17 protein-coding genes and 3 rRNA genes are annotated in these 25,444 nt (G+C 64.1%); 11 read left to right on the top strand and 9 right to left on the bottom strand.

From position 1 onward, the window contains the following. Positions 1 to 4: 4 nt before the first annotated feature. Positions 5 to 1,252, top strand: a complete 1,248-nt coding sequence (locus tag H0P51_RS20285) for a nicotinate phosphoribosyltransferase (protein WP_246398881.1) — start codon at positions 5 to 7, stop codon at positions 1,250 to 1,252. A 15-nt stretch (positions 1,253 to 1,267) separates the two neighbouring features. Then, positions 1,268 to 3,256, top strand: a complete 1,989-nt coding sequence (locus H0P51_RS20290) for an ATP-dependent DNA helicase (RefSeq protein WP_180914681.1) — start codon at positions 1,268 to 1,270, stop codon at positions 3,254 to 3,256. Here the strand turns inward: H0P51_RS20290 and glgP are convergent. Then, complete coding sequence (gene glgP / locus H0P51_RS20295) at positions 3,243 to 5,834, bottom strand: alpha-glucan family phosphorylase (RefSeq protein ID WP_180914682.1); 2,592 nt, start codon at positions 5,832 to 5,834, stop codon at positions 3,243 to 3,245. The two genes, H0P51_RS20290 and glgP, sit on opposite strands and share 14 nt — an antisense overlap. 272 nt (positions 5,835 to 6,106) lie before the next feature. Between glgP and H0P51_RS20300 the strand changes: the two genes are divergently transcribed. Beyond that, entirely contained in the window at positions 6,107 to 8,203 is a 2,097-nt protein-coding gene (locus H0P51_RS20300; protein WP_180914683.1) for an alpha-1,4-glucan--maltose-1-phosphate maltosyltransferase, read from the top strand. A gap of 6 nt (positions 8,204 to 8,209) precedes the next feature. After that, the gene (gene glgB / locus H0P51_RS20305; RefSeq protein WP_180914684.1) at positions 8,210 to 10,408 is read left to right on the top strand and encodes a 1,4-alpha-glucan branching protein GlgB; all 2,199 of its coding nucleotides are present in this window, start codon (positions 8,210 to 8,212) and stop codon (positions 10,406 to 10,408) included. A gap of 7 nt (positions 10,409 to 10,415) precedes the next feature. Here glgB and H0P51_RS20310 read toward each other — a convergent pair whose 3' ends face one another. Together H0P51_RS20310 and H0P51_RS20315 are read right to left on the bottom strand one after the other, a co-directional pair. Continuing rightward, positions 10,416 to 11,351 carry a tetratricopeptide repeat protein gene (locus tag H0P51_RS20310; RefSeq protein ID WP_180914685.1) on the bottom strand — a complete coding sequence of 312 codons (936 nt, stop codon included), beginning with the start codon at positions 11,349 to 11,351 and terminating at the stop codon, positions 10,416 to 10,418. 166 nt (positions 11,352 to 11,517) lie between these two features. After that, positions 11,518 to 12,711: an acetyl-CoA C-acetyltransferase gene (locus H0P51_RS20315; RefSeq protein WP_180914686.1), complete on the bottom strand. Its 1,194-nt coding sequence runs from the start codon at positions 12,709 to 12,711 to the stop codon at positions 11,518 to 11,520. A 78-nt stretch (positions 12,712 to 12,789) separates the two neighbouring features. Between H0P51_RS20315 and mce the strand changes: the two genes are divergently transcribed. Continuing rightward, a complete protein-coding gene (gene mce / locus H0P51_RS20320) occupies positions 12,790 to 13,251 on the top strand; it encodes a methylmalonyl-CoA epimerase (protein ID WP_180914687.1) in 462 nt (153 codons plus the stop codon). A 1-nt stretch (position 13,252) separates the two neighbouring features. Here the strand turns inward: mce and H0P51_RS20325 are convergent, their stop codons facing one another. Both H0P51_RS20325 and nucS read right to left on the bottom strand, forming a co-directional pair. Further along, entirely contained in the window at positions 13,253 to 13,537 is a 285-nt protein-coding gene (locus H0P51_RS20325) for a hypothetical protein (RefSeq protein WP_180914688.1), read from the bottom strand. Further along, on the bottom strand, positions 13,537 to 14,199 hold the full coding sequence (gene nucS / locus H0P51_RS20330; RefSeq protein ID WP_180914689.1) for an endonuclease NucS: 663 nt from the start codon (positions 14,197 to 14,199) through the stop codon (positions 13,537 to 13,539). The genes H0P51_RS20325 and nucS overlap by 1 nt, the downstream gene beginning before the upstream one ends. A 69-nt stretch (positions 14,200 to 14,268) precedes the next feature. On the opposite strand from nucS, the gene H0P51_RS20335 reads away from it, so the two are divergent. Together H0P51_RS20335 and H0P51_RS20340 are read left to right on the top strand one after the other, a co-directional pair. After that, on the top strand, positions 14,269 to 15,918 hold the full coding sequence (locus H0P51_RS20335) for an adenylate/guanylate cyclase domain-containing protein (RefSeq protein WP_180914690.1): 1,650 nt from the start codon (positions 14,269 to 14,271) through the stop codon (positions 15,916 to 15,918). Positions 15,919 to 15,941: 23 nt separating this feature from the next. Continuing rightward, positions 15,942 to 16,115 (top strand): hypothetical protein, encoded by a 174-nt coding sequence (locus tag H0P51_RS20340; protein WP_180914691.1) that lies wholly within the window; start codon positions 15,942 to 15,944, stop codon positions 16,113 to 16,115. A 9-nt stretch (positions 16,116 to 16,124) separates the two neighbouring features. Here H0P51_RS20340 and H0P51_RS20345 read toward each other — a convergent pair whose 3' ends face one another. Continuing rightward, a complete protein-coding gene (locus tag H0P51_RS20345) occupies positions 16,125 to 16,763 on the bottom strand; it encodes an O-methyltransferase (protein WP_180914692.1) in 639 nt (212 codons plus the stop codon). A gap of 60 nt (positions 16,764 to 16,823) precedes the next feature. On the opposite strand from H0P51_RS20345, the gene H0P51_RS20350 reads away from it, so the two are divergent. The 4 genes from H0P51_RS20350 to H0P51_RS20365 all read left to right on the top strand — a co-directional run bounded on the left by H0P51_RS20350 (position 16,824) and on the right by H0P51_RS20365 (position 19,958). Then, complete coding sequence (locus tag H0P51_RS20350; protein ID WP_246398107.1) at positions 16,824 to 17,426, top strand: TetR/AcrR family transcriptional regulator; 603 nt, start codon at positions 16,824 to 16,826, stop codon at positions 17,424 to 17,426. Beyond that, entirely contained in the window at positions 17,423 to 17,884 is a 462-nt protein-coding gene (locus H0P51_RS20355; RefSeq protein WP_180914694.1) for a hypothetical protein, read from the top strand. The genes H0P51_RS20350 and H0P51_RS20355 overlap by 4 nt, the downstream gene beginning before the upstream one ends. An 86-nt stretch (positions 17,885 to 17,970) precedes the next feature. After that, positions 17,971 to 19,470 (top strand): DNA-3-methyladenine glycosylase 2 family protein, encoded by a 1,500-nt coding sequence (locus H0P51_RS20360; protein WP_180914695.1) that lies wholly within the window; start codon positions 17,971 to 17,973, stop codon positions 19,468 to 19,470. After that, entirely contained in the window at positions 19,467 to 19,958 is a 492-nt protein-coding gene (locus tag H0P51_RS20365; RefSeq protein ID WP_180914696.1) for a methylated-DNA--[protein]-cysteine S-methyltransferase, read from the top strand. Before H0P51_RS20360 ends, H0P51_RS20365 begins: the two co-directional genes overlap by 4 nt. Before the next feature lie 103 nt (positions 19,959 to 20,061). Here the strand turns inward: H0P51_RS20365 and rrf are convergent. The 3 genes from rrf to H0P51_RS20380 form a co-directional block, all read right to left on the bottom strand. Beyond that, a 5S ribosomal RNA gene (gene rrf / locus H0P51_RS20370) occupies positions 20,062 to 20,175 on the bottom strand. Between the two features lie 95 nt (positions 20,176 to 20,270). Further along, positions 20,271 to 23,382, bottom strand: a 23S ribosomal RNA gene (locus H0P51_RS20375). Positions 23,383 to 23,663: 281 nt separating this feature from the next. Then, positions 23,664 to 25,193, bottom strand: a 16S ribosomal RNA gene (locus H0P51_RS20380). The 16S, 23S and 5S rRNA genes sit together here, the layout of an rRNA operon. Positions 25,194 to 25,444 lie beyond the last annotated feature (251 nt).

The raw sequence follows: 25,444 nt of genomic DNA on the forward strand, positions 1-25,444 counted from the left end.
GACCATGCTCGCGGCGGCCCTGCGCGACGGCACCGCGCACCGCCAAACCAGCTGGGAAGTGTTCGCGCGCCGGCTTCCCGCGGGCCGTCGGTACGGGGTGGTCGCCGGAACCGGCCGGTTGCTAGAGCTGTTGCCGCAGTTCAGGTTCGACGACGCTGCGTGTGATCTGGCCGGCGAATTCCTCGATGCCAGCACGGTGGACTACTTGCGGAACTTCCGGTTCAGCGGCGACGTCGACGGCTACGCCGAGGGCGAATTGTATTTCCCCAACTCCCCGGTCCTGTCGGTGCACGGCAGCTTCGCGGAGTGCGTGCTACTGGAAACGCTGGTGCTGTCGATCTTCAATCACGACGCCGCGATCGCGTCGGCAGCCGCGCGCATGGTCAGCGCTGCTCGCGGCAGGCCGATCATCGAGATGGGTACCCGCCGCACCCACGAACAAGCCGCGATCGCCGCTGCGCGGGCCGCCTACATCGCCGGCTTCGCCGGCACGTCGAACCTGGCGGCCCAACAGGCGTACGGCGTGCCCATCGCGGGCACCGCCGCGCACGCCTTCACCATGGTGCACACCCGGGAGAACGGTCCCGACGAGCTCGCCGCCTTCCGGGCGCAAGTCGCGGCCCTGGGTCGGCAAACCACACTGCTGGTCGACACCTACGACGTCACGACTGGGGTGGCAAACGCCGTTACCGCCGCCGGCCCACATCTTGGCGCGGTCCGCATCGACTCTGGCGACCTTGAGGCGCTGGCTCACCAGGTGCGCGCGCAGCTCGACGAGCTCGGCGCGCGGCAGACCCGCATTGTGCTGACCGGTGACCTCGACGAGTTCTCCATCGCCGGTCTGGCCGCGGCTCCGGTGGATCGCTACGGAGTCGGCACTTCCCTGGTCACCGGTTCGGGCGCACCGACGGCGAGCATGGTCTACAAACTCGTCGAGGTGGACGGCATCCCGGTGCAGAAGCGCAGCAGCCAGAAACAATCCCCCGGTGGCCGCAAAGCGGCCCTGCGGCAGGCCCGGGCTACCGGCACCATCACCGAGGAGATCGTGTACCCGGCCGCCCGCCCGCCTGCCGTCACCGAGACACACCGAGTGTTGACCACACCGCTGGTGCGCGCCGGCCGCGTCGTCTGCGACACCGACCTGGCCGCGGCACGGGAACTGGTGACCGCGGGGCTGCGCAGCCTGCCGTGGGAGGGGTTGAGCCTGTCACCGGGCGAACCCGCGATCCCGACCCAGACCATTCCGGCCTGACCGGCGGAGCAGCTGGTGTCCGAAGCCGAATCCGTAGGGGAACTGCTGGCGACGGCGGTCGCTGCGCTTGGTGGTAGCGAACGCCGCGGCCAGTTGGAGATGGCCGCCGCGGTCTCCCGCGCCTTCGAATCCGGTGAGCACTTGGTGGTGCAGGCCGGCACCGGCACCGGAAAGTCGTTGGCGTACCTGGTTCCCTCGATCGTGCGCGCGGTGAACGACGATGCGCCCGTGGTGGTGTCGACGGCAACAATCGCCTTACAGCGTCAGCTCGTCGACCGCGATCTGCCCCGCCTGGCCGAGTCGCTGGCCGACTCCCTGCCCCGCCGACCCACCTTCGCGTTACTCAAAGGGCGACGAAACTATCTGTGTCTCAACAAGATTCACGGAACCACCAGCGACGACCCGGACGAACCGCCGCAGGAGGAACTGTTCAACCCGATGGCGGTGAGCGCGCTAGGCCGCGATGTGCAACGCCTCACCGAGTGGGCGTCGAGCACCGACACCGGCGACCGCGACGACCTCAAACCCGGTGTGCCGGAACGGTCCTGGGCGCAGGTCAGCGTTTCGGCGCGGGAATGCGTCGGCGTAGCCCGCTGCCCACACGGTAGCGAATGCTTCTCGGAAAAGGCCCGAGCCCGCGCCGGCGGCGCCGATATCGTCGTCACCAATCACGCGCTGCTGGCTATCGACGCGGTGTCGGATTCGGCGGTGCTGCCCGAACACGAACTGCTGGTCGTCGACGAAGCCCACGAGTTGGCCGACCGAGTGATCTCGGTGGCTACCGCGGAGTTGACGTCGGCCTCGTTAGGAGTGGCCGTACGGCGCATCACCCGACTGGTGAAGCCCGAACTTGTCCAGCGCCTGGAGGCGACCTCGGCGACCTTCTCCTCGGCAATCCACGACGGCCAGGAAGGCCGCATCGACTACCTCGACGACGAGCTCGCGACCTACCTCGCCGCGCTACGCGACGCAGCCAACGCGGCCCGCTCGGCGATCGAGGGCACCAGCGACGCGCGCGCCGCAGCCGCTCGTGCCGAGGCGGCGGCGGCGCTGAGCGAGATCGCCGACACGGCCGCGAGGATCCTCGATTCCTTCGGACCGGCTATCCCCGATCGCAGCGACATCGTCTGGCTGGACCACGAGGACAATCGCGGTACCCGGCGCGCGGTGCTGCGGGTGGCTCCCCTGTCGGTGGCCGGACTCCTGGCCACGCACGTGTTCGCCCGCTCGACGACCGTGTTGACATCGGCGACGCTGACCGTGGGAGGGGCGTTTGACGCGATGGCAGAGTCCTGGGGACTCAAGAGCCCGGACACCGGCTGGCGCGGGCTCGATGTGGGGTCGCCGTTCGAGCACGCCAAATCCGCAATCCTTTACATCGCGGCACATCTGCCACCGCCCGGGCGCGACGGCGTCGGGTCGGCCGAGCAGCTGACCGAGATCGCCGATCTGATCACCGCGGCCGGCGGTCGGACGTTGGGCCTGTTTTCGTCGATGCGTGCGGCGAGGGCCACCGCCGAGGTAATGCGGGACCGGCTCTCCACACCGGTGCTGTGTCAGGGCGACGACAGCACCTCCGCGTTGGTCGAGCAATTCAGCGCCGACCCCGAGACGTCGCTGTTCGGCACGCTGTCGCTGTGGCAGGGCGTCGACGTACCGGGGCCGTCGCTGTCACTGGTGCTCATCGACCGCATCCCGTTCCCGCGGCCGGACGACCCGTTGCTCAGTGCTCGGCAGCGCGCGGTGGCCGCCCGCGGTGGCAACGGGTTCATGGCCGTCGCCGCCAGCCATGCCGCGTTGCTACTGGCGCAAGGATCTGGCCGGCTGCTGCGCCGGGTCACCGACCGGGGGGTGGTCGCAGTGCTGGACTCGCGGATGGCCACCGCCCGTTACGGCGAATACCTATGCGCCTCGCTCCCGCCGTTTTGGCGAACGACCAACCCCGCACAGGTTCGGGCCGCCCTGGAACGATTGGCGCAAGCGGACGGCACTAAGCCAGGGTGACCAACCCGAGTTCGCTGCTCTCGGCCAGCATCGGATGGCGCGGCAGCACCCGCACCGTGTATCCGAGGGAGCCCGCCAACGGCAGTGGCGTCGTCGTCGAGAACACCTGATAGCCACCTTCGGCGCTGCCGGCGTACGTCATCTCGACGGTGAACGGATCCTGCAGCTCGTCGGCGGCGTCCACGCGGCCCAAGACCGCCTGCACCGTCACTTCGTCGGGCGACAGCCCGGCCAGGTAGATCGTCGCGGTCAGGGTCAGCTTCGACCCGAGCAACGGGGTGTCCGGCAGCCCGGTGCTGTCGACGTCGGTGATGTTGATCTGTGGCCAGGCCTCCTCGGCGCGGCGGCGGTACGCGGCCAATTCGCGCGCCGGGTCGAACCGAGCGCCACCGTCGGGAGCGGCGACGGTTTGCCGCAGCGACTTCGCCGCCGGCGTGTAGTACTGCTCGACATAGTCTGTCACCATCCGCGACGCCAGCACCTTGGGCCCCAGCGTCTGCAGGGTGTGCCGCACCATCTCGATCCAGCGCGGCGGCGTCCCGTGCTCGTCGCGCTCGTAGAACTTCGGCGCCACCGCCTCTTCCAGCAGCTTGTAGAGTGCGGTGGCCTCCAGGTCGTCGCGCCGGTCCTCGTCGAGGACCCCGTCGGCCGACGGGATCTCCCAACCGTTTTCGCCGTCGTACCACTCGTCCCACCAGCCGTCGCGGATGGACAGATTCAGCCCGCCGTTCAACGCGCTTTTCATCCCGGACGTGCCGCACGCCTCCAACGGCCGCAACGGATTGTTCAGCCAGACGTCGCAACCCCAATAGAGCAACCGCGCCATCGACATGTCGTAGTTGGGCAAAAACGCTATCCGATGCCGAACTTCGGGGCGATCCGCGAAGCGCACCACCTGCTGGATCAGCGCCTTGCCGCCGTCGTCGGCGGGGTGCGACTTACCGGCGACGATCAGCTGCACCGGCCGGTGCTCGTCGAGCAGCAGTCGTTCCAGCCGATCCGGATCGCGCAGCATCAGGGTCAGACGTTTGTACGTCGGGACCCGTCGGGCGAACCCCATCGTGAGCACGTTGGGATCGAATGCTGTTGATATCCAAGTTAGTTCAGCTTCCGACGCACCACGCTCCAACCAGGACTGGCGCAGCCGCACCCGGACGTCCTCGACCAGCAGCGCACGCAACTGCGACCGGATCCACCACAGGTGACCGGGATCGACCTGCTGCAGCCGCAGCCACACGGCGGGCTCGCCGAACGAGTCCGACCCGGCCAGCTCACGTCCCAGTTGCAGCCACTGCGGTGCAGCCCAGGTACGCGCGTGCACGCCGTTGGTGATCGATCCGATCGGGACTTCCGCGGGGTCAAAACCGGGCCACAACTCGTTGAACATGACCCGGCTCACCCGGCCGTGCAGCAACGAGACGCCGTTGGCCCGCTGTGCCAGCCGCAGACCCATGTGCGCCATGTTGAACTTGGCCGGGTCGTCCTCGGCACCCAGCGCCAGCACTCGGGCCGTCGGCACGCCCGGCAGCAGTGTGGACACCCGGTCACCGGCGTCGTCGAAGTAGCGCTGCACCAGCTCCACCGGGAACCGGTCGATGCCCGCCGGTACCGGGGTGTGAGTGGTGAACACGGTGGCCGACCGCACCACGGTCAGTGCCGTGTCGAAGTCCAGGCCGCCGTCCATCAGTTCGCGGACACGCTCGACGCCGAGGAATCCGGCGTGGCCCTCATTCATATGGAACACCTCGGGACCGGGGCGCCCCTCGATCGCGGTGAAGGCGCGGATCGCCCGGACCCCACCGATGCCGGCCAGTAGTTCCTGCACCATCCGATGTTCCTGGTCCCCGCCGTAGAGCCGGTCGGTGACGGTGCGCAGCTCGTGCTCGTTCTCCGGGACGTCGGAATCCAGCAGCAGCAACGGGATCCGGCCGACCTGCGCAACCCAGATCCGGGCTCGCAGCTGCATCGAATCCGGCAACGCCAACTCCACCAGCGCCGGGTTGCCCTCGGCGTCGGTGAGCAGCCGCAGCGGCAGGCCCTGCGGGTCCAACGAGGGATAGGTCTCCTGTTGCCAGCCGTCGGCGGTCAGGGACTGCCGGAAATATCCCGAGCGGTAGTACAGGCCCACCGCGATCAGCGGCAGCCCCAGGTCGGACGCCGACTTGAGGTGATCTCCGGCGAGGATGCCGAGGCCACCGGAGTAGTTGGGCAGCACCTCGGCGACACCGAACTCCATCGAGAAGTAGGCGATCCCGGTGGGCAGTTCGGCCCCGGCCGACTGCTGCTGCTGATACCACAGCGGGCGGGTCAGATAATCGTTCAAGTCGGCGGCGAGTTCGTCGAGGCGGCGCAGGAAATCCTCGTCCGTCGTCAGTTCGTCGAGCCGCGCCGGCTTGACCGCGCCGAGCACGGCCACAGGGTCCTTGCCGCACTTGTTCCACAGCTCGGGGTCGATGGTGGCGAACAGGTCCTGCGTCGGCTTTTCCCAGGACCAGCGCAGATTGGTCGACAGCTGGTCCAGCGCGGCGAGACGTTCGGGGAGGTGGGCTCGGACGGTAAAGCGGCGGAGGGCTTTCACGCATTGCAACCTTACTGAGGTTTTCGCAGCCTGCAGCCTTCCACGGCGGCCAATTCGGCAGTCGGCTACACCACCTTCGGTGTAGCCGACCATTAGGGTGGGTATGGGCGCTAAGGAGGCGAGCAGACCGGCCTGCGGAACTAGACCTGGAAGAAAACCCCGACGAGGACCGCTACATCGTTCGAGGGGTGAAGTCCAAGAACTCTCCCGCGACGATGCGGTCCGCACCCCGCGGACCGAGCAGGAGCCGGAGAATCGGATTGGAGTGATTGGTGCCCGGTCGTATCGAGATCGACGACGTCCAACCCGTCGTCTCGTGCGGTACTTATCCCGCAAAAGCTGTGGTCGGCGAGGTGATCCCGGTCCGCGCCTCGGTATGGCGCGAAGGCCACGAGGCGGTAGCGGCGACCCTGGTGGTCCGCTACCTGGGGACGCGCTACCCGCAGGTCACCGAGGTTCGCCGAATCAAGGCCGTACAAGCTACCGAGGCCGAAGTGACCGGCAAGCCGGACACGGCGGCAACTGATGAGCGAGTCAAGCCGCTGCACCTGCCGATGACAATGGGCCTGGAACCCTACGTGTTCCACGGCCTATTCGCACCTGATCGGGTCGGCCTATGGAGCTTCCGGGTCGACGGCTGGGGCGACCCTATACACACCTGGCGACACGGTCTGATCGCCAAACTCGATGCGGGCCAAGGCGAAAAGGAACTTTCCAACGACCTGCTAGTAGGCGCGGCGCTGTTCGAGAGAGCCGCCACGGGGGTACCGCGGCAACAGCGCGGACCGCTACTGGAAGCGGCGACCGCGTTGCGGTCGCCCGGGGACCCCTTGACGCGCACCGCGCTTGCGCTCGCTCCCCAGATCGAGGAGCTGCTGCACGAGTATCCACTGCGAGAATTGGTCACCCGCGGCGAGCAGTTCGGCGTCTGGGTCGACCGGCCGGCGGCGCGTTTCGGGTCGTGGTACGAGTTCTTCCCGCGCTCGACCGGCGGGTGGGACGCCAACGGCAACCCGCTGCATGGCACGTTCGCCACCGCCGCAGCGACACTGCCGCGGATCGCCGAGATGGGTTTCGACGTGGTCTACCTTCCGCCGATCCACCCGATCGGCAAGGTGCACCGCAAGGGACCCAACAACAACCCCACCGCCGCTCCCGGAGACGTCGGCTCACCCTGGGCGATCGGCAGCGACGAGGGCGGCCACGACGCGGTGCACCCCAGCCTCGGCACCATCGACGACTTCGACGAATTCGTCTTCGCCGCAAGAGAACTAGGGATGGAAGTGGCGCTCGATCTGGCATTGCAGTGCGCGCCCGACCACCCGTGGGCCCGTGCGCACCGTAACTGGTTCACCGAGCTGCCCGACGGCACCATCGCCTACGCGGAAAACCCGCCGAAGAAGTACCAGGACATCTACCCACTGAACTTCGACAACGATCCGGCCGGCCTCTACGACGAGGTGCTGCGTGTGGTGCGGCATTGGATCGACCACGGCGTCAAGTTCTTTCGGGTGGACAACCCGCACACCAAGCCACCGGACTTCTGGGCCTGGCTGATCGGTCAGGTCAAGTCCTTCGACCCCGACGTGCTGTTCCTGTCCGAGGCATTCACCCCGCCCGCGCGCCAATACGGTCTGGCCAAGCTGGGTTTCACCCAGTCCTACAGCTACTTCACCTGGCGCACCGCCAAGTGGGAACTCACCGAGTTCGGTAACGACATCGCCCGCCTCGCCGACTTCCGCACCCCCAACCTGTTCGTCAACACGCCCGACATCCTGCATGCAATCCTGCAGCACAACGGTCCCGGCATGTTCGCCATCCGGGCGGTGCTGGCCGCCACCATGAGCCCGGCTTGGGGAGTGTATTCGGGCTACGAGCTGTTCGAGCATCGCGCTGTGCGCGAGGGCAGCGAGGAGTACCTGGACTCGGAGAAATACGAACTGCGGCCCCGCGACTTCGCGGGCGCCCTGGCCGAAGGAAAGTCGTTGGAGCCGTTCATCACCCGGCTCAACCAGATCCGCCGGCTGCATCCCGCACTGCAGCAACTGCGCACCATCCACTTCCATCACCTGGACAACGACGCCCTGCTGGCCTACAGCAAGTTCGACCCGGCGACCGGTGACTGCGTCCTGGTGGTGGTGACGCTCAACGCATTCGGGCCCGAGGAATCGACCCTGCATCTGGACATGGAGGCGCTGGGCATGGAGCCCTATGACCGGTTCTGGGTGCGCGACGAGATCACCGGCGAGGAATACCAATGGGGGCAAGCCAATTACATCCGCATCGACCCGGGCCGAGCAGTCGCTCACATTGTCAACATGCCCGTCATTTCCGAAAAGTCCCGGATCACGCTGCTGCGCAGGAGGTGAGGGGAAATGAACCGCATTGACCAACTCGCTACGACACATCTGATGCCCGATCCCACCGAGGTGCAACGCCTGGTATCCGGCGAACATCACAACCCGCACAGCATCCTGGGCGCCCATGAGTACGTTGACCACACCGTGATCCGGACCTTTCGCCCACACGCCACCAGCGTCGTCGCGCTGGTGGGCGAGGACCGGTTTCCGTTGCAACACCTCGATTCCGGGGTGTTCGGGGCGGCGTTGCCGTTCATCGATCTGATCGACTACCGACTTGAGGTGACCTACGAGGGTTCCGGCCCGCACGTCGTCGCCGACGCCTACCGCTTCCTGCCCACGCTGGGCGAGGTGGACCTGCACCTGTTCGCCGAGGGCCGCCACGAGCGACTCTGGGAAGTACTTGGCGCCCATCCCCGCTCGTTCACCACCCCCGACGGCGAGGTGACCGGGGTGTCGTTCGCCGTGTGGGCCCCGAATGCCAAGGGCGTCAGCCTGATCGGTGAGTTCAACGGCTGGACGGGCAACGACGCTCCGATGCGGGTGCTGGGCTCCTCCGGTGTGTGGGAGCTGTTCTGGCCCGACTTCCCCCCCGGCGGTCTATACAAATTCCGAGTGCACGGCGCCGACGGCGTGGTGTCCGACCGCGCCGATCCGCTCGCGTTCGGTACCGAGGTTCCGCCCCAGACCGCATCGCGGGTGACGGTCAGCCAATACACCTGGGGCGACGACGAGTGGATAGCGCAGCGCGCGCAACGCAACCCGGTCTTCGAGCCGATGAGCACTCTCGAGGTGCACCTCGGCTCCTGGCGCCCCGGCCTGAGCTACTTGCAGCTCGCACACGAGCTGACGGAATACGTTGCTCAACAAGGCTTCACCCATGTCGAGCTGTTGCCCGTAGCCGAGCATCCGTTCGGGGGTTCGTGGGGCTACCAGGTCACGTCCTACTATGCGCCATCGTCTCGCTTCGGCACGCCCGACGAATTCCGCAGCCTCGTCGACGCGCTGCATCAGGCGGGCATCGGTGTCATCATCGACTGGGTGCCCGCACACTTCCCGAAGGACGCCTGGGCACTGGGCCGGTTCGACGGCACCGCCCTATATGAGCACTCCGATCCCAACCGCGGCGAGCAACTGGACTGGGGCACTTACGTATTCGACTTCGGCCGTCCTGAGGTGCGCAATTTTCTGGTGGCCAATGCGCTGTACTGGATCGAGCAGTTCCACGTCGACGGCCTCCGCGTGGACGCAGTGGCATCGATGCTCTACCTGGACTATTCGCGACCGGAAGGCGGCTGGACGCCGAACATCTACGGCGGACGGGAAAACCTGGAAGCGGTGCAGTTCCTGCAGGAGATGAACGCCACCGCGCACAAGGCCGCGCCGGGCATCGTCACCATCGCCGAAGAGTCGACCTCTTGGCCGGGCGTCACCCGCCCGACCAACCTGGGCGGGCTTGGCTTTTCGATGAAATGGAACATGGGCTGGATGCACGACACGCTCGACTACGTCAGTCGCGACCCGATCTACCGCAGCTTTCACCACCACGAGATGACGTTCTCGCTGCTGTACGCGTTCAGCGAGAACTACGTGCTACCGCTGAGCCACGACGAGGTGGTGCACGGCAAGGGGACCCTGTGGAGCCGGATGCCCGGCGACAACCACACCAAAGCGGCCGGGCTGCGCAGCCTGCTCGCCTATCAGTGGGCACACCCGGGCAAGCAACTGCTGTTCATGGGCCAGGAGTTCGGCCAGCGCGCCGAGTGGTCGGAGGAGCGCGGCCTGGACTGGTGGCAACTCGACGAACAGGGCTTCTCCAACGGTGCGCTGCGTCTGGTGCGTGACATCAACGCCATCTACTCCAGCCACCCCGCCCTTTGGAGTCAGGACAACACCCCCGATGGCTACTCGTGGATCGACGCCAACGACTCGGCCAACAACGTACTGAGCTTCCTGCGGTACGGCAGCGACGGCTCGGTGCTGGCTTGCGTGTTCAACTTCGCCGGTGCCGAGCACAGCAACTACCGCCTGGGGCTGCCGGTCGCCGGTCGCTGGCGGGAGGTACTCAACACCGACGCGACGATCTACAACGGTTCGGGGATCGGCAATCTCGGCGGTGTGGACGCCACCGAAGATGCCTGGCACGGGCGGCCTGCCTCGGCGGTGATGGTGTTGCCGCCGATGTCAGCGCTGTGGCTGGAGCCCGACGAGTAAAGGATTCTCAATACAGCGCGTTGGCGAGGTTGCGCCGGCCGGCGATGACTTCCGGGTCGGCGGGGTCGAACAGCTCGAAGAGGTCGATCAGCCGGGTCCGCACCTTGGTGCGGTCGTCGCCCGAGGTGCGGCGCACCAACGCAATCAGCCGGTCGAACGCCCCGCTGACATCCTGGTTCAACAACTGCACATCCGCGGCGGCGAACGCGGCGTCGATGTCGTCGGGTGCGGCGTCGGCAACCAGCACCGCGTCCGGGCGTTGCGCGGTTGCGCGGGTGAGGAAGTCGATCTGGCGGATGGCCGCCTTGGCCTCGACGCTGCCGGGGTCGGCGTCTAGGACCTGCTGATAGGAAATCTTGGCCGCCTCGAACTCGCCGGCCTCCAGTTCCTGGCGCGCCTGTGCCACCGTCGGGTCGACTGGCGCCGGCTCGCCGGAACCGGAAGGGCCCTTGAGCTTTCCTTCGGTCGCTTCGAGCAGCTTGTCGATCCAGCGGCGCAACTGGTCGGCGGGCTGTGCACCCTGAAAGCTGGAAATGGGCTGTGCCGCGGCCAGCGCGACAACGGTCGGAACGGCCTGCACCCCGAATACCCGGGCCAGCCCGGGCGCGGCGTCGACGTTGGCCGCCGCAAGGGCCCACTTGCCGTTGTCGTCGGCCGCCAGTGCAGACAGCGTCTCGAGCAACTCGACGCAGAGCTCGCTTCGTGGCGACCACAACAGCACCACCACCGGCACCTCGTCGGAGCGGTTGATTACCTCGTCTTCGAAATTGGCTTCGGTGACCTGGATGATCTCTGCACCGCCCGGTCCGCCGGGTTGTGCTGACGGTCCACTACCCGCCGGTGAACCCGACGGTGCGGTGGATTGCTGAGCGCGCTGCTTAAGACCGGACAGGTCGACCGCGCCGGCCAACGCAGGCCCGATCGAGGGACGAGGACGTGTCACGCTCTCAAGTTTGTCACGCCGCTCTTGGCGCCGTCTGACCCGGTGGCGCGGATGCGGCAAGCCCGTGATACTGGCCGGTAACCAGCGGGTATGACCGATCTCACAAACTTCGCGCCACCGCTCTGCCCCGCCGCCGCCAGCAAAGTCCGACCCTGGTTGCTGACGGCTACGGCGCCCGCAAGATGAGTGCGTCGCCCTGACCACCGGCGCCGCACAGCGCGGCTACGCCGTAGCCCGAGCCGCGGCGCGCTAGCTCTAGCGCCACGTGCAGGGTGATGCGCGCTCCCGACATACCGATCGGGTGCCCGACGGCGATCGCGCCGCCGTTGACGTTGACGATCTCCGGATTGATCCCGAGCTCTTTGGTCGAGGCCAGTGCCACCGCCGCGAATGCTTCGTTGATCTCCACCACGTCGAGTTGGTCGACGGTGATGCCTTCCCGGTCCAGCGCCTTCTTGATTGCGTTGGCGGGTTGCGACTGCAAGGTGGAGTCCGGCCCGGCCACCACACCGTGGGCGCCGATCTCGGCCAGCCAAGTCAGCCCCAACTGCTGGGCCTTTGCCTTGTTCATCACCACGACCGCGGCCGCCCCGTCGGAGATCTGCGAGGCCGACCCGGCGGTGATGGTGCCGTCTTTGCGGAACGCCGGTTTGAGGCCGGATAGCGAGTCGGCGGTGGTGTTGGCGCGAATGCCCTCGTCCTCGCTGAACTGCAGCGGATCGCCCTTGCGCTGCGGAATGCTGACCGGGACCACTTCGTCGGCAAAGACGCCGTCCTTCCACGCGGCGGCGGCCTTCTGGTGCGAGGCGGCGGCGTATTCGTCCTGCTCCTGGCGGGTGAACTTGTCGATGTCGTTGCGTTGTTCGGTCAACGCACCCATCGGCTGATCGGTGAAGACATCGTGCAGCCCGTCGTAGGCCAGGTGGTCGAGCACGGTGACGTCGCCGTACTTGTAGCCCGACCTGCTGTCCATCAACAGGTGCGGCGCCTTGGTCATGGACTCCTGCCCGCCGGCAACCACCACGTCGAACTCCCCGGCGCGGATCAGCTGATCGGCCAACGCAATCGCGTCGATACCGGACAGGCACATCTTGTTGATTGTCAGCGCCGGAACGTCCCAGCTGATACCGGCCGCGATCGCGGACTGACGGGCCGGCATCTGCCCCGCGCCCGCGGTCAGCACCTGGCCCATGATCACGTACTCGACCAATGAGGCGGGCGCCTCCTCGTTGGGGAAGGCCTTCTCCAGGGCCGCCTTGATCGCGATGCCGCCCAGGTCGCTGGCGCTGAAATCCTTCAGCGAACCCATCAACTTGCCGATGGGTGTCCGTGCCCCAGCAACGATCACCGACGTGGTCATGAAACCTCCTAGACGCTTGGGAACGGGCGATTACAGCAACCCGGAGAAGCAGATTCTTCCTCATGAGGTTACCGTTATGTGATGACGACCGATCAAGTTGACGCCCGTCGCAGTTTGGCTACTTCCCTGGTGACCGGACTCGATCACGTCGGCATCGCAGTCGCCGACCTCGATGCCGCGATCGAGTGGTACAACGACCACTTGGGCATGATCCTGGTGCACGAGGAAATCAACGATGACCAGGGTATTCGCGAGGCCATGCTGGCGGTGCCGGGTACCAGCGCGCAGATCCAGCTGATGGCCCCGCTCGACGAGGACTCGGTGATCGCGAAGTTCATCGACAAGCGCGGCCCGGGCATCCAGCAGCTGGCCTGCCGGATCAGAGACCTCGACGCCATGTGCGAGCAGTTGCGCGACCAGGGCGTGCGGCTGGTCTACGAGAACCCGCGCCGCGGTACCGCAAACTCGCGGATCAACTTCATCCACCCCAAGGACGCCGGCGGGGTGTTGATCGAATTGGTCGAGCCGGCGCCGCGCTGAGCTAATACCACTTGCGGGTTGGCCCGCGGGTGGCGCGGTTCACCCAACACGGTGTGTGCCAGTGCCGTCGGTCCTGCACCGCCTCTGCCGAATCGGTCCGCCAAACCACCACATGTGCTATGCCAGAACGGATTTCGTGATCGCACCCGGGGCAGCGATACGTCTTGGCAGCACGCGCGACCGCCACCGCGCGCACTTCGTAGTCGTACCCGTCCGGTCCGGTCTCCACCCGCTGCGCCAGCGGCGGCGGCAGGGGCCGCTGCGGCCGGTTGCGGCGCCGGGCCATCAGAACAGCCGGTACTCGTCGCTGTCCATCCCTCGCATCTTGTCGTAATCCAGTGTCAGACAACGGATGCCACGATCCGTTGCTAGAGTGCGGGCCTGCGGTTTGATCTGCTGGGCGGCGAAAACTCCTTTCACCGGCGCCAGCACGGTGTCACGGTTGAGTAGTTCGAGATAACGGGTGAGTTGCTCGACGCCGTCGATCTCGCCGCGACGCTTGATCTCCACGGCCACCGAACCGCCCTTCTCGTCCCGGCACAACAGATCGACCGGCCCGATGGCGGTCATGTACTCGCGGCGCACCAGGGTGTACCCCTCGCCCAGTAGCCCGACATGCTCGGCGAGCAGCGCCTGCAGGTGGGCCTCCACACCGTCCTTGACCAACCCGGGATCGACGCCGAGATCGTGGCTCGAGTCGTGTTCGATCGCCTCAACGGTGATGCGCAATTGTTCGCCGGCCTTGTTCTCCACCACCCAGATCGGTCCCGGCTCCTCGGTCAGCCAGCATGGTGGGCTCATCCAATTCAGCGGCTTATAGGCGCGGTCGTCGGCGTGGACGCTTACCGAGCCGTCCGCCTTGAACAACAGCAACCGGCGTGCGGAGGGCAGATGCGCGGTGAGGCGGCCAACGTAGTCGACAGTGCACTGGGCGATGACAAGACGCACCCGCATCACCTTAGAGGCTGGCGGGAATCGGGCGTTGGGACGATCCGACGAATTAGGCTGAGCGCAACCATGTCCTCCAAGCAGCCGCCCCGGCGGTCGTCCCAGCGGAGTTTCGCGCAGCGGCTCGGCCGCGTGCTGGAGCGGTTGACCCGCCAGAGCGGGCGGTTGTCGGCGACCCCCGCTTACGGCTCCTGGCTGTTGGGGCGGGTGTCGGAGGACCAGCACCGCCGACGGGTCCGCATCCAGGTCATCATGACCGTCCTGATCATTAGTGCGAATCTGATCGGCATCGCCGTGGCGATGCTGGTGGTGACTGTCGCGGTTCCGGTGCCGGATGTGTTCGATGACGCACCGTTCTGGGTGTCGTTCGTGGCGGTCCCGGCCTACATCGTGGCCGCCTTGGCGATCGGGGCGGTCACGATCACGCGCGGCACGGTCGAAGCGCTGCGCTGGGCGATCGAGGAACGCACGCCGACTCCCCGCGACGAGCGCAACACTTTCATGGCGCCGTGGCGCGTGGCCGTCGGCCATCTCGTTCTGTGGGGCATCGGGACGCTGTTGCTGACCGCCCTCTACGGGATGGCCAACAAGATGTTCATTCCCCGTTTTCTGGTGGTGGTCAGTTTCTGCGGCTTGCTGGTGGCCACCAGTAGCTACCTGCTCACCGAGTTCGCCCTGCGCCCGGTGGCCGCGCAGGCGCTCGAGGCCGGGCCGCCGCCGCGGCGACTGGCGCCCGGGATCCTGGGCCGCACCATGGTGGTGTGGCTGCTCGGTTCGGGTGTGCCCGTAGTCGGCATCGGCCTGATGGCCATCTTCGAGATGGCCATGCAAAACCTGACCCAGACACAGTTCGCGGTCGGTGTGCTGATCATCGCGGCAGCCACCCTGATCTTTGGGTTCACCCTGATGTGGATCCTGGCCTGGCTGACGGCCACCCCGGTTCGGGTGGTGCGGGCGGCACTCAAGCGCGTCGAACAAGGCGACCTGCGAGGAGACCTGTTGGTGTTCGACGGGACCGAGCTCGGCGAACTGCAACGGGGCTTTAACGCCATGGTGGACGGGCTACGCGAACGGGAGCGCGTGCGCGACCTGTTCGGCCGCCACGTCGGGCGCGAGGTCGCGCTGGCCGCCGAGCGCGAGCGACCGAAGCTGGGCGGCGAGGAGCGCCACGTCGCCGTCGTCTTCATCGACATCGTCGGCTCTACGCAGCTGGTAACCAGCCGGCCGCCCGCCGACGTCGTGCACCTGCTGAACCAGTTCTTCACGATCGTCGTCGAAGAGGTCGACCGCCATCACGGGCTGGTGAATAAATTCGAGGGCGACGCGTCGCTTGCCATCTTCGGAGCGCCCAATCACCTGGACTGTCCCGAGGACGCCGCGCTCGCCGCCGCACGGGCTATCGCCGAGCGACTTGCCCACGAAATGCCAGAACTTAGGGCCGGTATCGGGGTCGCCGCCGGACAGGTGGTCGCCGGCAATGTGGGCGCAAAGGAGCGCTTCGAGTACACGGTGATCGGTGAGCCGGTGAACGAGGCGGCCCGCCTGTGCGAGTTGGCGAAGTCACGCCCCGGCCGGTTGCTGGCATCCGCGCAGATGCTGGAGCGGGCCGGCGAGGAGGAACAGGCCCGGTGGTCGTTGGGCAGGCACGTGCGGCTTCGTGGACACGACCAGCGCATCCGACTGGCCGCGCCGGCGCAGCCGGCCAAGCGGGACAAATAGCGCCGTCGACGTAACCTTTCCCCATGGGTACCGGCAGCTGGGTGTTCCTCGTCTACGGATCGGTGTTCGTTCTGTTCGTCGGGATCATCGCCTACAGCATCAAGGTGACTCGCGGCGACGGCCGCTTCCGCAACAGCGATGTACCGGACACCGGCAGTGACCGCAAGCCGCGTGAGCGGCACGACACCGCGGACTGACGCGCCGAGTCAGAGCCGTACCGTCAATTCCACGCCCTTGTCCAAGCCCAGCGGCGTGCTGATGTAGCCGTTCTCTGGGGCGCGCACATAGTTCAGATAGGCGTGATCCGGGTCGAGGCTGACGTTGTCGCCGACGATCACCGCGCCGTGCGTCAGCACGGGTTCGAGGATCTTCGCCACCGTCAGGTCAAGGTCGGGCCACCCATCAAGCAGCACGAATTGCACTGGGCCCGTGACTGTTTGGAGTGTACTGCGGGCGTCACCAGCGAGGATGGTGATCAGGTCGCTGACACCCGCTTCGTCGAATGTCGCCCGAGCAGATGCCAGTTTTCGTGAGCTCATCTCGGTGGTGACGATGTGGCCGAAGCCGTTGTCGCGGACCGCGGCGGCTAGGTGCAGGGTCGAGATTCCGTACGACATCCCGTATTCCACGATCGTGGTCGGTTTGACCGCACGAACCAGGCTGTAGAGCAGTCGCCCGGAGTCGGGCGCTACGGAGAGGTAGAAGTCCTGGCAGGCCTCCGCGCGCTCCTCCAACGGATAGTCGCGGGACGAGACCCCTTGTCGGCGTTCAGCATCGAGTCTCGCATTGGCGAAGAGCTGATCGATGATCGAGGCGTATTCCGGTTGATTCAAAGTCGTAGTCATGATTTTTACAATAGACGCTACGTTTCGTCTAGTCTAGTACTTATGGTGTTGGATCGGGTTGTGGCAAACACGCAACCGCATCGCGGCAACCGACACGGGCGCAGCGAGGCCGCGCGTGAAGCCATCCTGCGCGCCGCCGACGACCTACTGGTCGAAAAGGGATTCGCCGGAGTAACCATCGAAGGCATCGCCAGGTCCGCCGGGGTGGCGAAACAGACCGTCTACCGCTGGTGGAACTCCAAGACCGAAGTGCTGATGGACGCATTCCTCGAGGACGCGGCCGCCGATCTGGAACCACCAGACACCGGCAGCCTCAGGTGCGACCTGCACACCCACTTACGCGACCTGGTCCGATTTCTCACCACTGACGACGCGGGCGCCGTGTACCGCGCATTGATCGGGCAGGCGCAGCACGATCCGGAACTCGCGCGGTCGTTTCGTGCCCGCTACCTGCATGACCAGCAGGTTCGCGACCAGAAGCCGTTCGTCCGGGCGATTGCACGAGGCGAGCTGGCCTCCGACATCGATGTGGCATCGTTGGCAGAGCGGCTCGTCGGCCCCATCCACTATCGGGTGATAGTGACCGGTGAGCCGGTCGACGACGCCTTCGTCGACGCATTGATCGATTCATGCTTGACGCACACCGCAGGAGCACAGAAATGAGATTCCTAGCCACCGCGGCAGCGTTCGCGGGTGTTGCGGCGCTGCTGCAGACAGTTCCGGCGGCCGCGGATCCCCCGTCCGGCGCTGATGCAATCGATGCTTATCCGTTGGCGCAGGGGCACTTTTCTTCGACATCGGACTTCTACTGGAAATTCTTCAAGACACCCGACGGCCGCTCCTGTGCGGTCGCACCCAATGGTGGCGTTTCCGGATGCGACGCGGTTCCCATCGACGCTCCCGCCGGCACCAACCAGACCGTGGTCAGCAGCTGGGCGGCGGCACAGTACCGGCACGCCGACCCGCCCGGTTTCGCCCGAGACGTGGACGTACTTCCCGAGGGACAACGGCTGGAAAACTGGGGCACCGTCTGCGGGGTGGGACATCAGGGCACGGTCACCTGCAAAGCCCCCGGATCGCACGGCTTCATTCTGGCCAGCACCTACGGGGTGCTCTGGTAGCGGCGGGTTGCTGGCGATTTCCGGCGCACGACGTTGATGTCGCTTTTCCGCCAGTCATGTCGGACCAAGGGTGTAACTGTTGAGGGGTGCATGAAGATTTCGAACGCTGTTACCGGGCGGTCCAGGCCAAGGACGCCCGGTTTGACGGCTGGTTCGTTATCGCGGTCCTGACCACCCGGATCTATTGCCGGCCCAGTTGTCCGGTCCGGCCTCCACTGGCCCGAAACGTACGATTTCTCCCGACAGCAGCCGCGGCTCAGCGCGAGGGCTTCCGAGCCTGCAAGCGGTGCCGGCCGGATGCGTCCCCCGGTTCTCCAGAATGGAACATGCGCGGAGACACAGTCGCGCGGGCTATGCGGCTGATCGCCGACGGCACGGTGGACCGCGAGGGCGTGACCGGCCTGGCGGCCCACCTGGGATACACCACTCGGCAGGTGGAGCGGCTGCTGCAGGCAGAGGTCGGCGCGGGTCCACTCGCACTGGCCCGGGCTCAACGAATGCAGACCGCGCGCGTGCTGATCGAGACCACAGACCTGCCGTTTGGCGACGTGGCATTCGCCGCCGGTTTCTCCAGCATCCGCCAGTTCAACGACACCGTGCGCCTGGTAAGCGACAGCACTCCGACGCAGTTGCGCAAGAATGCGGCCGTGCGGTTCGGCACGCCAACCAGTTCGCCCGGTGCTATTTCACTGCGACTACCGGTACGAACTCCGTTCGCGTACGAGGGTGTCTTCGGCCACTTGGCCGCTACCGCGGTACCGGGCTGCGAGGAGGTCCGCGACGGTGCTTACCGGCGCACCCTGCGATTGTCCAGGGGTACCGGCATAGCGACACTGACGCCCGCACCCGATCACGTGCGCTGCCTGCTGGTGCTGGCCGATTTCCGTGATCTGGCCACTGCCACGGCCCGCTGCAGACGCCTTTTGGACTTGGACGCCGACCCCGAAGCCGTGGTCGACGCGCTGAGCGCCGACCCGGATCTGGCGTCGGTGGTCGCCAAGGCGCCCGGTCAACGGATCCCGCGCACCGTCGACGAGTCCGAGCTGGCGGTGCGGGCCGTGCTGGGTCAGCAGGTCTCGACACGGGCGGCCCGCACCCACGCCGCCCGACTGGTCACTACCTACGGCCGCCCCGTTCAGGATGCCGCGGGCGGTTTGACCCACACGTTCCCGTCAGTAGCGGAGCTCGCGGACATCGACCCACTGCAGCTGGCCGTGCCAAAGACGCGCCGACGGACCCTAACCGTGCTGCTGGCCGCCCTCGCCGAAGGCAGCGTCACCCTTGACCCCGGGTGTGACTGGGCACGGGCTCGCCAGCAACTGCTCGATCTACCCGGAATCGGGCCCTGGACTGCAGAGGTGGTAGCCATGCGCGCCCTCGGCGACCCGGATGCGTTCCCGTCCGGCGACCTCGGTCTCAGACAGGCGGCCAAGCAGCTCGGCATGCCCGACCAGGAACGAAGCCTGATCGAGCACAGCGCCCGCTGGCGTCCCTGGCGGTCCTATGCGACTCAGCACCTGTGGACCACACTTGAACATCCGGTGAACCACTGGCCACCGAACGAGCCAGGAAAGGCAGAAGCATGATTCTCTATCGCACCATCGAAAGCCCTATTGGTCCGCTGACCCTAGCCGGCCAGGAGGGGGTTCTGACGAATCTGCGGATGGTCGATCAGACCTACGAACCGAGCCGGGCCGGGTGGAGTCGAGATGACAGCGCGTTCGCCGACGCGGCCGAACAGCTCGACGCCTACTTCGCCGGCGAGCTCTGTGACTTCGATATCGAAATGGAAATGCGTGGCACGGGATTTCAACAGCGCGTGTGGAAGGCGCTACTGACCATTCCCTATGGCGAGACGCGTTCCTACGGAGAGATCGCAGCCCAGATCGGGGCCCGGGGTGCGGCGCGCGCGGTGGGATTGGCCAACGGACACAATCCCATCGCTATCATCGTCCCGTGCCATCGCGTTATCGGCGCCAGCGGGAAGTTGACCGGCTACGGTGGGGGCCTCGACCGCAAGCAGACGCTGCTCGAGTTGGAGAAGCGGCGATCCGCACTGACGCTCTTCGATTGATCACCGCGCGTCTGATTGCCGCGTTCGGTGCGTGATCACATCCGAAATGCAAAAGACCCCAGAATACAAAAACACCCCCAAATGAATGGGGGTGTTTTTGTATGTTCGGCGGTGTCCTACTTTTCCACCCGAATTGGGCAGTATCATCGGCGCTGACAGGCTTAGCTTCCGGGTTCGGGATGGGACCGGGCGTTTCCCTGTCGCTGTGGCCGCCGTAACTCTATTTAATTTGTACATTCAAGTTGTATTGATGGGGGGTGTGGTGTCCACGGCAATTAAGCCAGCGAACAGATAGTGGTTGCGATTGGTTGTGTTGGTAAGTTTTCGGCCGGTTAGTGCCAGTTCCCTGCACCCATTACTGGGCTTCCAGGTCTGGCCTATCAATCCAGTGGTCTGCTGGGGGCCTTATCCCTCCTAGAGGGTGAGAAACCTGATCTTGGAGAAGGTTTCCCGCTTAGATGCTTTCAGCGGTTATCCCGTCCGAACGTAGCTATCCAGCGGTGCTCCTGGTGGAACAACTGGTGCACTAGAGGTTCGTCCGTCCCGGTCCTCTCGTACTAGGGACAGGTTTCCTCAAGTTTCTGACGCGCGCGGCGGATAGAGACCGAACTGTCTCACGACGTTCTAAACCCAGCTCGCGTGCCGCTTTAATGGGCGAACAGCCCAACCCTTGGGACCTGCTCCAGCCCCAGGATGCGACGAGCCGACATCGAGGTGCCAAACCATCCCGTCGATATGGACTCTTGGGGAAGATCAGCCTGTTATCCCCGGGGTACCTTTTATCCGTTGAGCGACACCCCTTCCACTCAGAGGTGCCGGATCACTAATCCCGACTTTCGTCCCTGCTTGACTTGTAAGTCTCGCAGTCAAGCTCCCTTGTGCATTTACACTCAACACCTGATTGCCGTCCAGGTTGAGGGAACCTTTGGGCGCCTCCGTTACATTTTAGGAGGCAACCGCCCCAGTTAAACTACCCACCAGGCACTGTCCGTGAACCGGATATACGGTTCGACGTTAGGTGTCCAATACGATCAGAGTGGTATTTCAACAACGACTCCGCCCTGACTGGCGTCAGAGTTTCACAGTCTCCCACCTATCCTACACAAACCGTACCGAACAACAATACCAAGCTATAGTGAAGGTCCCGGGGTCTTTTCGTCCTGCCGCGCGTAACGAGCATCTTTACTCGTAGTGCAATTTCGCCGAGTCTATGGTTGAGACAGTTGAGAAGTCGTTACGCCATTCGTGCAGGTCGGAACTTACCCGACAAGGAATTTCGCTACCTTAGGATGGTTATAGTTACCACCGCCGTTTACTGGGGCTTAAATTCTCCGCTTCACCCTTACGAGTTAACGGGTCCTCTTAACCTTCCAGCACCGGGCAGGCGTCAGTCCGTATACATCGTCTTGCGACTTCGCACGGACCTGTGTTTTTAGTAAACAGTCGCTTCTCACTGGTTTCTGCGACCGGTTTCCGCTCCCACCGCAAGGGTGTTCACGGCATGCCGGTCCCCCTTCTCCCGAAGTTACGGGGGTATTTTGCCGAGTTCCTTAACCATAGTTATCTCGTACGCCTTGGTATTCTCTACCTGACCACCTGTGTTGGTTTGGGGTACGGGCCGTGTGTGAACTCGCTAGAGGCTTTTCTTGGCAGCAGAGGATCACCGAATTCGCCTCAATCGGCTATGCGTCACCTCTCAGGATTAATGAGCGACGGATTTGCCTATCGCTCTCCCTACGGGCTTGCCCCAGTATTACCACTGACTGGTACGGCTACCTTCCTGCGTCACCCCTTCGCTTGACTACTACCAACCGGGGTCCCACGCAGCCGGTCACCGTCGCACCCCGAAGGGATTGATCAGCAACCATTTGGGTGGTTAGCACAATTGATTCATCACGGGCGCGCACACACGGGTACGGGAATATCAACCCGTTGTCCATCGACTACGCCTGTCGGCCTCGCCTTAGGTCCCGACTCACCCTGGGCGGACTGGCCTGGCCCAGGAACCCTTGGTCTTTCGGCGGGCAAGGTTCTCACTTGCCTATTCGCTACTCATGCCTGCATTCTCACTCCCCCACCCTCCACCGGCGGTTACCCGACGGCTTCGCTGAATGAGGGACGCTCCCCTACCCACACCTACTTACGTAGATGTGCCGCGGCTTCGGCGGTGTGCTTGAGCCCCGCTACATTATCGGCGCACAATCACTTGACCAGTGAGCTATTACGCACTCTTTCAAGGGTGGCTGCTTCTAAGCCAACCTCCTGGTTGTCTCTGCGACTGCACATCCTTTCCCACTTAGCACACGCTTTGGGGCCTTAGCCGGCGATCTGGGCTGTTTCCCTTTCGACGTACGGAGCTTATCCCCCGCCGTCTCACTGCCACGCTTGACACCACGGCATTCGGAGTTTGGCTGACGTCAGTAACCTAGTAGGGCCCATCGGCCATCCAGTAGCTCTACCTCCGCGGTGAACCACGTAACGCTGCACCTAAATGCATTTCGGGGAGAACCAGCTATCACGGAGTTTGATTGGCCTTTCACCCCTACCCACAGCTCATCCCCTCAGTCTTCAACCTAAGTGGGTTCGGGCCTCCACGCGGTCTTACCCGCGCTTCACCCTGGCCATGGGTAGATCACTCCGCTTCGGGTCCAGAACATGCCACTACACCCCTTACGGGGATGCGCCCTATTCAGACTCGCTTTCGCTGCGGCTACCCCACACGGGTTAACCTCGCGACATGTCCCTGACTCGCAGGCTCATTCTTCAAAAGGCACGCCATCACCCCACAAGGAGGCTCTGACGGATTGTAGGCACACGGTTTCAGGTACTCTTTCACTCCCCTCCCGGGGTACTTTTCACCATTCCCTCACGGTACTAATCCGCTATCGGTCATCGAGAAGTATTTAGGCTTACCGGGTGGTCCCGGCAGATTCACAGCAAATTCCACGGGCTCGCTGCTACTCGGGAAATTGATACGAGGCAGGCGCCGAGTTTTCGCGTACCGGGCTCTCACCGTCTATGGCAGACCATCCCAGGCCACTTCCGCTAACTACGACACTTTTTGACTGCCCCTCAGCCAGGTAGAACTGAGAAGTATCACTCCCACAACCCCGCACACACAACCCCTACCCGGTATCACATGCATGCGGTTTAGCCATTTTCCGCGTTCGCTCGCCACTACTAGCGGAATCACAATTGTTTTCTCTTCCTACGGGTACTGAGATGTTTCACTTCCCCGCGTTCCCCCCCGTACCCTATATATTCAGGTACGGGTAACACGACATCACTCGTGCTGGGTTTCCCCATTCGGAAATCCTCGGATCAACGCTCGGTTGACAGCTCCCCGAGGCATATCGCAGCCTCCCACGTCCTTCATCGGCTCTCGATGCCAAGGCATCCACCATGCGCCCTTAGACACTTACAAACACTACAAAAACCAAAGAATAAAATTGCACAAAAAAGAACGCGCTACCGCGAACGGCAACGCATCTGTTTTGATGCTCGCAACCACTATCCAATTCTCAAACACCACACCCCACCATCAAGATGGCGGGACAACACCTGGACAAACTCAAGTGTTGCCTCAGGACCCAATAGTGTGTCTGGCTTGCTTGTTGTTGTGCACCCGGCCCTCATCCACTACAGATGAGAACCCCTCACGGCTCGCACCCCACCAATTGGAGTGCTTTTCGTGGTGCTCCTTAGAAAGGAGGTGATCCAGCCGCACCTTCCGGTACGGCTACCTTGTTACGACTTCGTCCCAATCGCCGATCCCACCTTCGACAGCTCCCTCCCAAAGGGTTAGGCCACTGGCTTCGGGTGTTACCGACTTTCATGACGTGACGGGCGGTGTGTACAAGGCCCGGGAACGTATTCACCGCAGCGTTGCTGATCTGCGATTACTAGCGACTCCGACTTCACGGGGTCGAGTTGCAGACCCCGATCCGAACTGAGACCGGCTTTAAAAGGATTCGCTTAACCTCGCGGCATCGCAGCCCTTTGTACCGGCCATTGTAGCATGTGTGAAGCCCTGGACATAAGGGGCATGATGACTTGACGTCATCCCCACCTTCCTCCGAGTTGACCCCGGCAGTCTCTCACGAGTCCCCGGCATTACCCGCTGGCAACATGAGACAAGGGTTGCGCTCGTTGCGGGACTTAACCCAACATCTCACGACACGAGCTGACGACAGCCATGCACCACCTGCACACAGGCCACAAGGGAACCGACATCTCTGCCGGCGTCCTGTGCATGTCAAACCCAGGTAAGGTTCTTCGCGTTGCATCGAATTAATCCACATGCTCCGCCGCTTGTGCGGGCCCCCGTCAATTTCTTTGAGTTTTAGCCTTGCGGCCGTACTCCCCAGGCGGGGTACTTAATGCGTTAGCTACGGCACGGATCCCAAGGAAGGAAACCCACACCTAGTACCCACCGTTTACGGCGTGGACTACCAGGGTATCTAATCCTGTTCGCTCCCCACGCTTTCGCTCCTCAGCGTCAGTTACTGCCCAGAGACCCGCCTTCGCCACCGGTGTTCCTCCTGATATCTGCGCATTCCACCGCTACACCAGGAATTCCAGTCTCCCCTGCAGTACTCAAGTCTGCCCGTATCGCCCGCACGCTCACAGTTAAGCCGTGAGATTTCACGAACAACGCGACAAACCACCTACGAGCTCTTTACGCCCAGTAATTCCGGACAACGCTCGCACCCTACGTATTACCGCGGCTGCTGGCACGTAGTTGGCCGGTGCTTCTTCTCCACCTACCGTCAATCCGAGAAAACCCGAACCTTCGTCGATGGTGAAAGAGGTTTACAACCCGAAGGCCGTCATCCCCCACGCGGCGTCGCTGCATCAGGCTTTCGCCCATTGTGCAATATTCCCCACTGCTGCCTCCCGTAGGAGTCTGGGCCGTATCTCAGTCCCAGTGTGGCCGGACACCCTCTCAGGCCGGCTACCCGTCGTCGCCTTGGTAGGCCATCACCCCACCAACAAGCTGATAGGCCGCGGGCCCATCCCACACCGCAAAAGCTTTCCACCACAGGACATGTGTTCTGTGGTCCTATCCGGTATTAGACCCAGTTTCCCAGGCTTATCCCGATGTGCAGGGCAGATTACCCACGTGTTACTCACCCGTTCGCCACTCGTGTACCCCGAAGGGCCTTACCGTTCGACTTGCATGTGTTAAGCACGCCGCCAGCGTTCGTCCTGAGCCAGAATCAAACTCTCCAAACAAAAACCCCTCGATAACGAGGTGAATTCACAATCAGAGAAAATCTGATCTAACAAATGACACCAAAACTGGCATCTTAAAAGCGACCACACCCACACACGGGGAGTGCTAGGTGTAGTCAAAAAAACAACAACAAACAAAACACCAAACACACTATTGAGTTCTCAAACAACACTTTTCGATCTTGATTTCGCCCGTTTCGGGGCAACCCTGCCAGCTTAATACAGATCCGGCTGGGGTGTCAAGCCCCGGT

Source organism: Mycobacterium vicinigordonae (assembly GCF_013466425.1).
Taxonomy (GTDB): domain Bacteria; phylum Actinomycetota; class Actinomycetes; order Mycobacteriales; family Mycobacteriaceae; genus Mycobacterium; species Mycobacterium vicinigordonae.

Excerpts from the sequence above, each read along its gene's own strand:
- H0P51_RS20285 (WP_246398881.1), top strand. The coding sequence starts at position 5 with ATGCTCGCGGCGGCCCTGCGCGACGGCACCGCGCACCGCCAAACCAGC.
- glgB (WP_180914684.1), top strand. The coding sequence starts at position 8,210 with ATGAACCGCATTGACCAACTCGCTACGACACATCTGATGCCCGATCCC.
- H0P51_RS20315 (WP_180914686.1), bottom strand. The coding sequence starts at position 12,711 with ATGACCACGTCGGTGATCGTTGCTGGGGCACGGACACCCATCGGCAAG.
- H0P51_RS20325 (WP_180914688.1), bottom strand. The coding sequence starts at position 13,537 with ATGGCCCGGCGCCGCAACCGGCCGCAGCGGCCCCTGCCGCCGCCGCTG.
- H0P51_RS20335 (WP_180914690.1), top strand. The coding sequence starts at position 14,269 with ATGTCCTCCAAGCAGCCGCCCCGGCGGTCGTCCCAGCGGAGTTTCGCG.
- H0P51_RS20340 (WP_180914691.1), top strand. The coding sequence starts at position 15,942 with ATGGGTACCGGCAGCTGGGTGTTCCTCGTCTACGGATCGGTGTTCGTT.
- H0P51_RS20345 (WP_180914692.1), bottom strand. The coding sequence starts at position 16,763 with ATGACTACGACTTTGAATCAACCGGAATACGCCTCGATCATCGATCAG.
- H0P51_RS20355 (WP_180914694.1), top strand. The coding sequence starts at position 17,423 with ATGAGATTCCTAGCCACCGCGGCAGCGTTCGCGGGTGTTGCGGCGCTG.
- H0P51_RS20365 (WP_180914696.1), top strand. The coding sequence starts at position 19,467 with ATGATTCTCTATCGCACCATCGAAAGCCCTATTGGTCCGCTGACCCTA.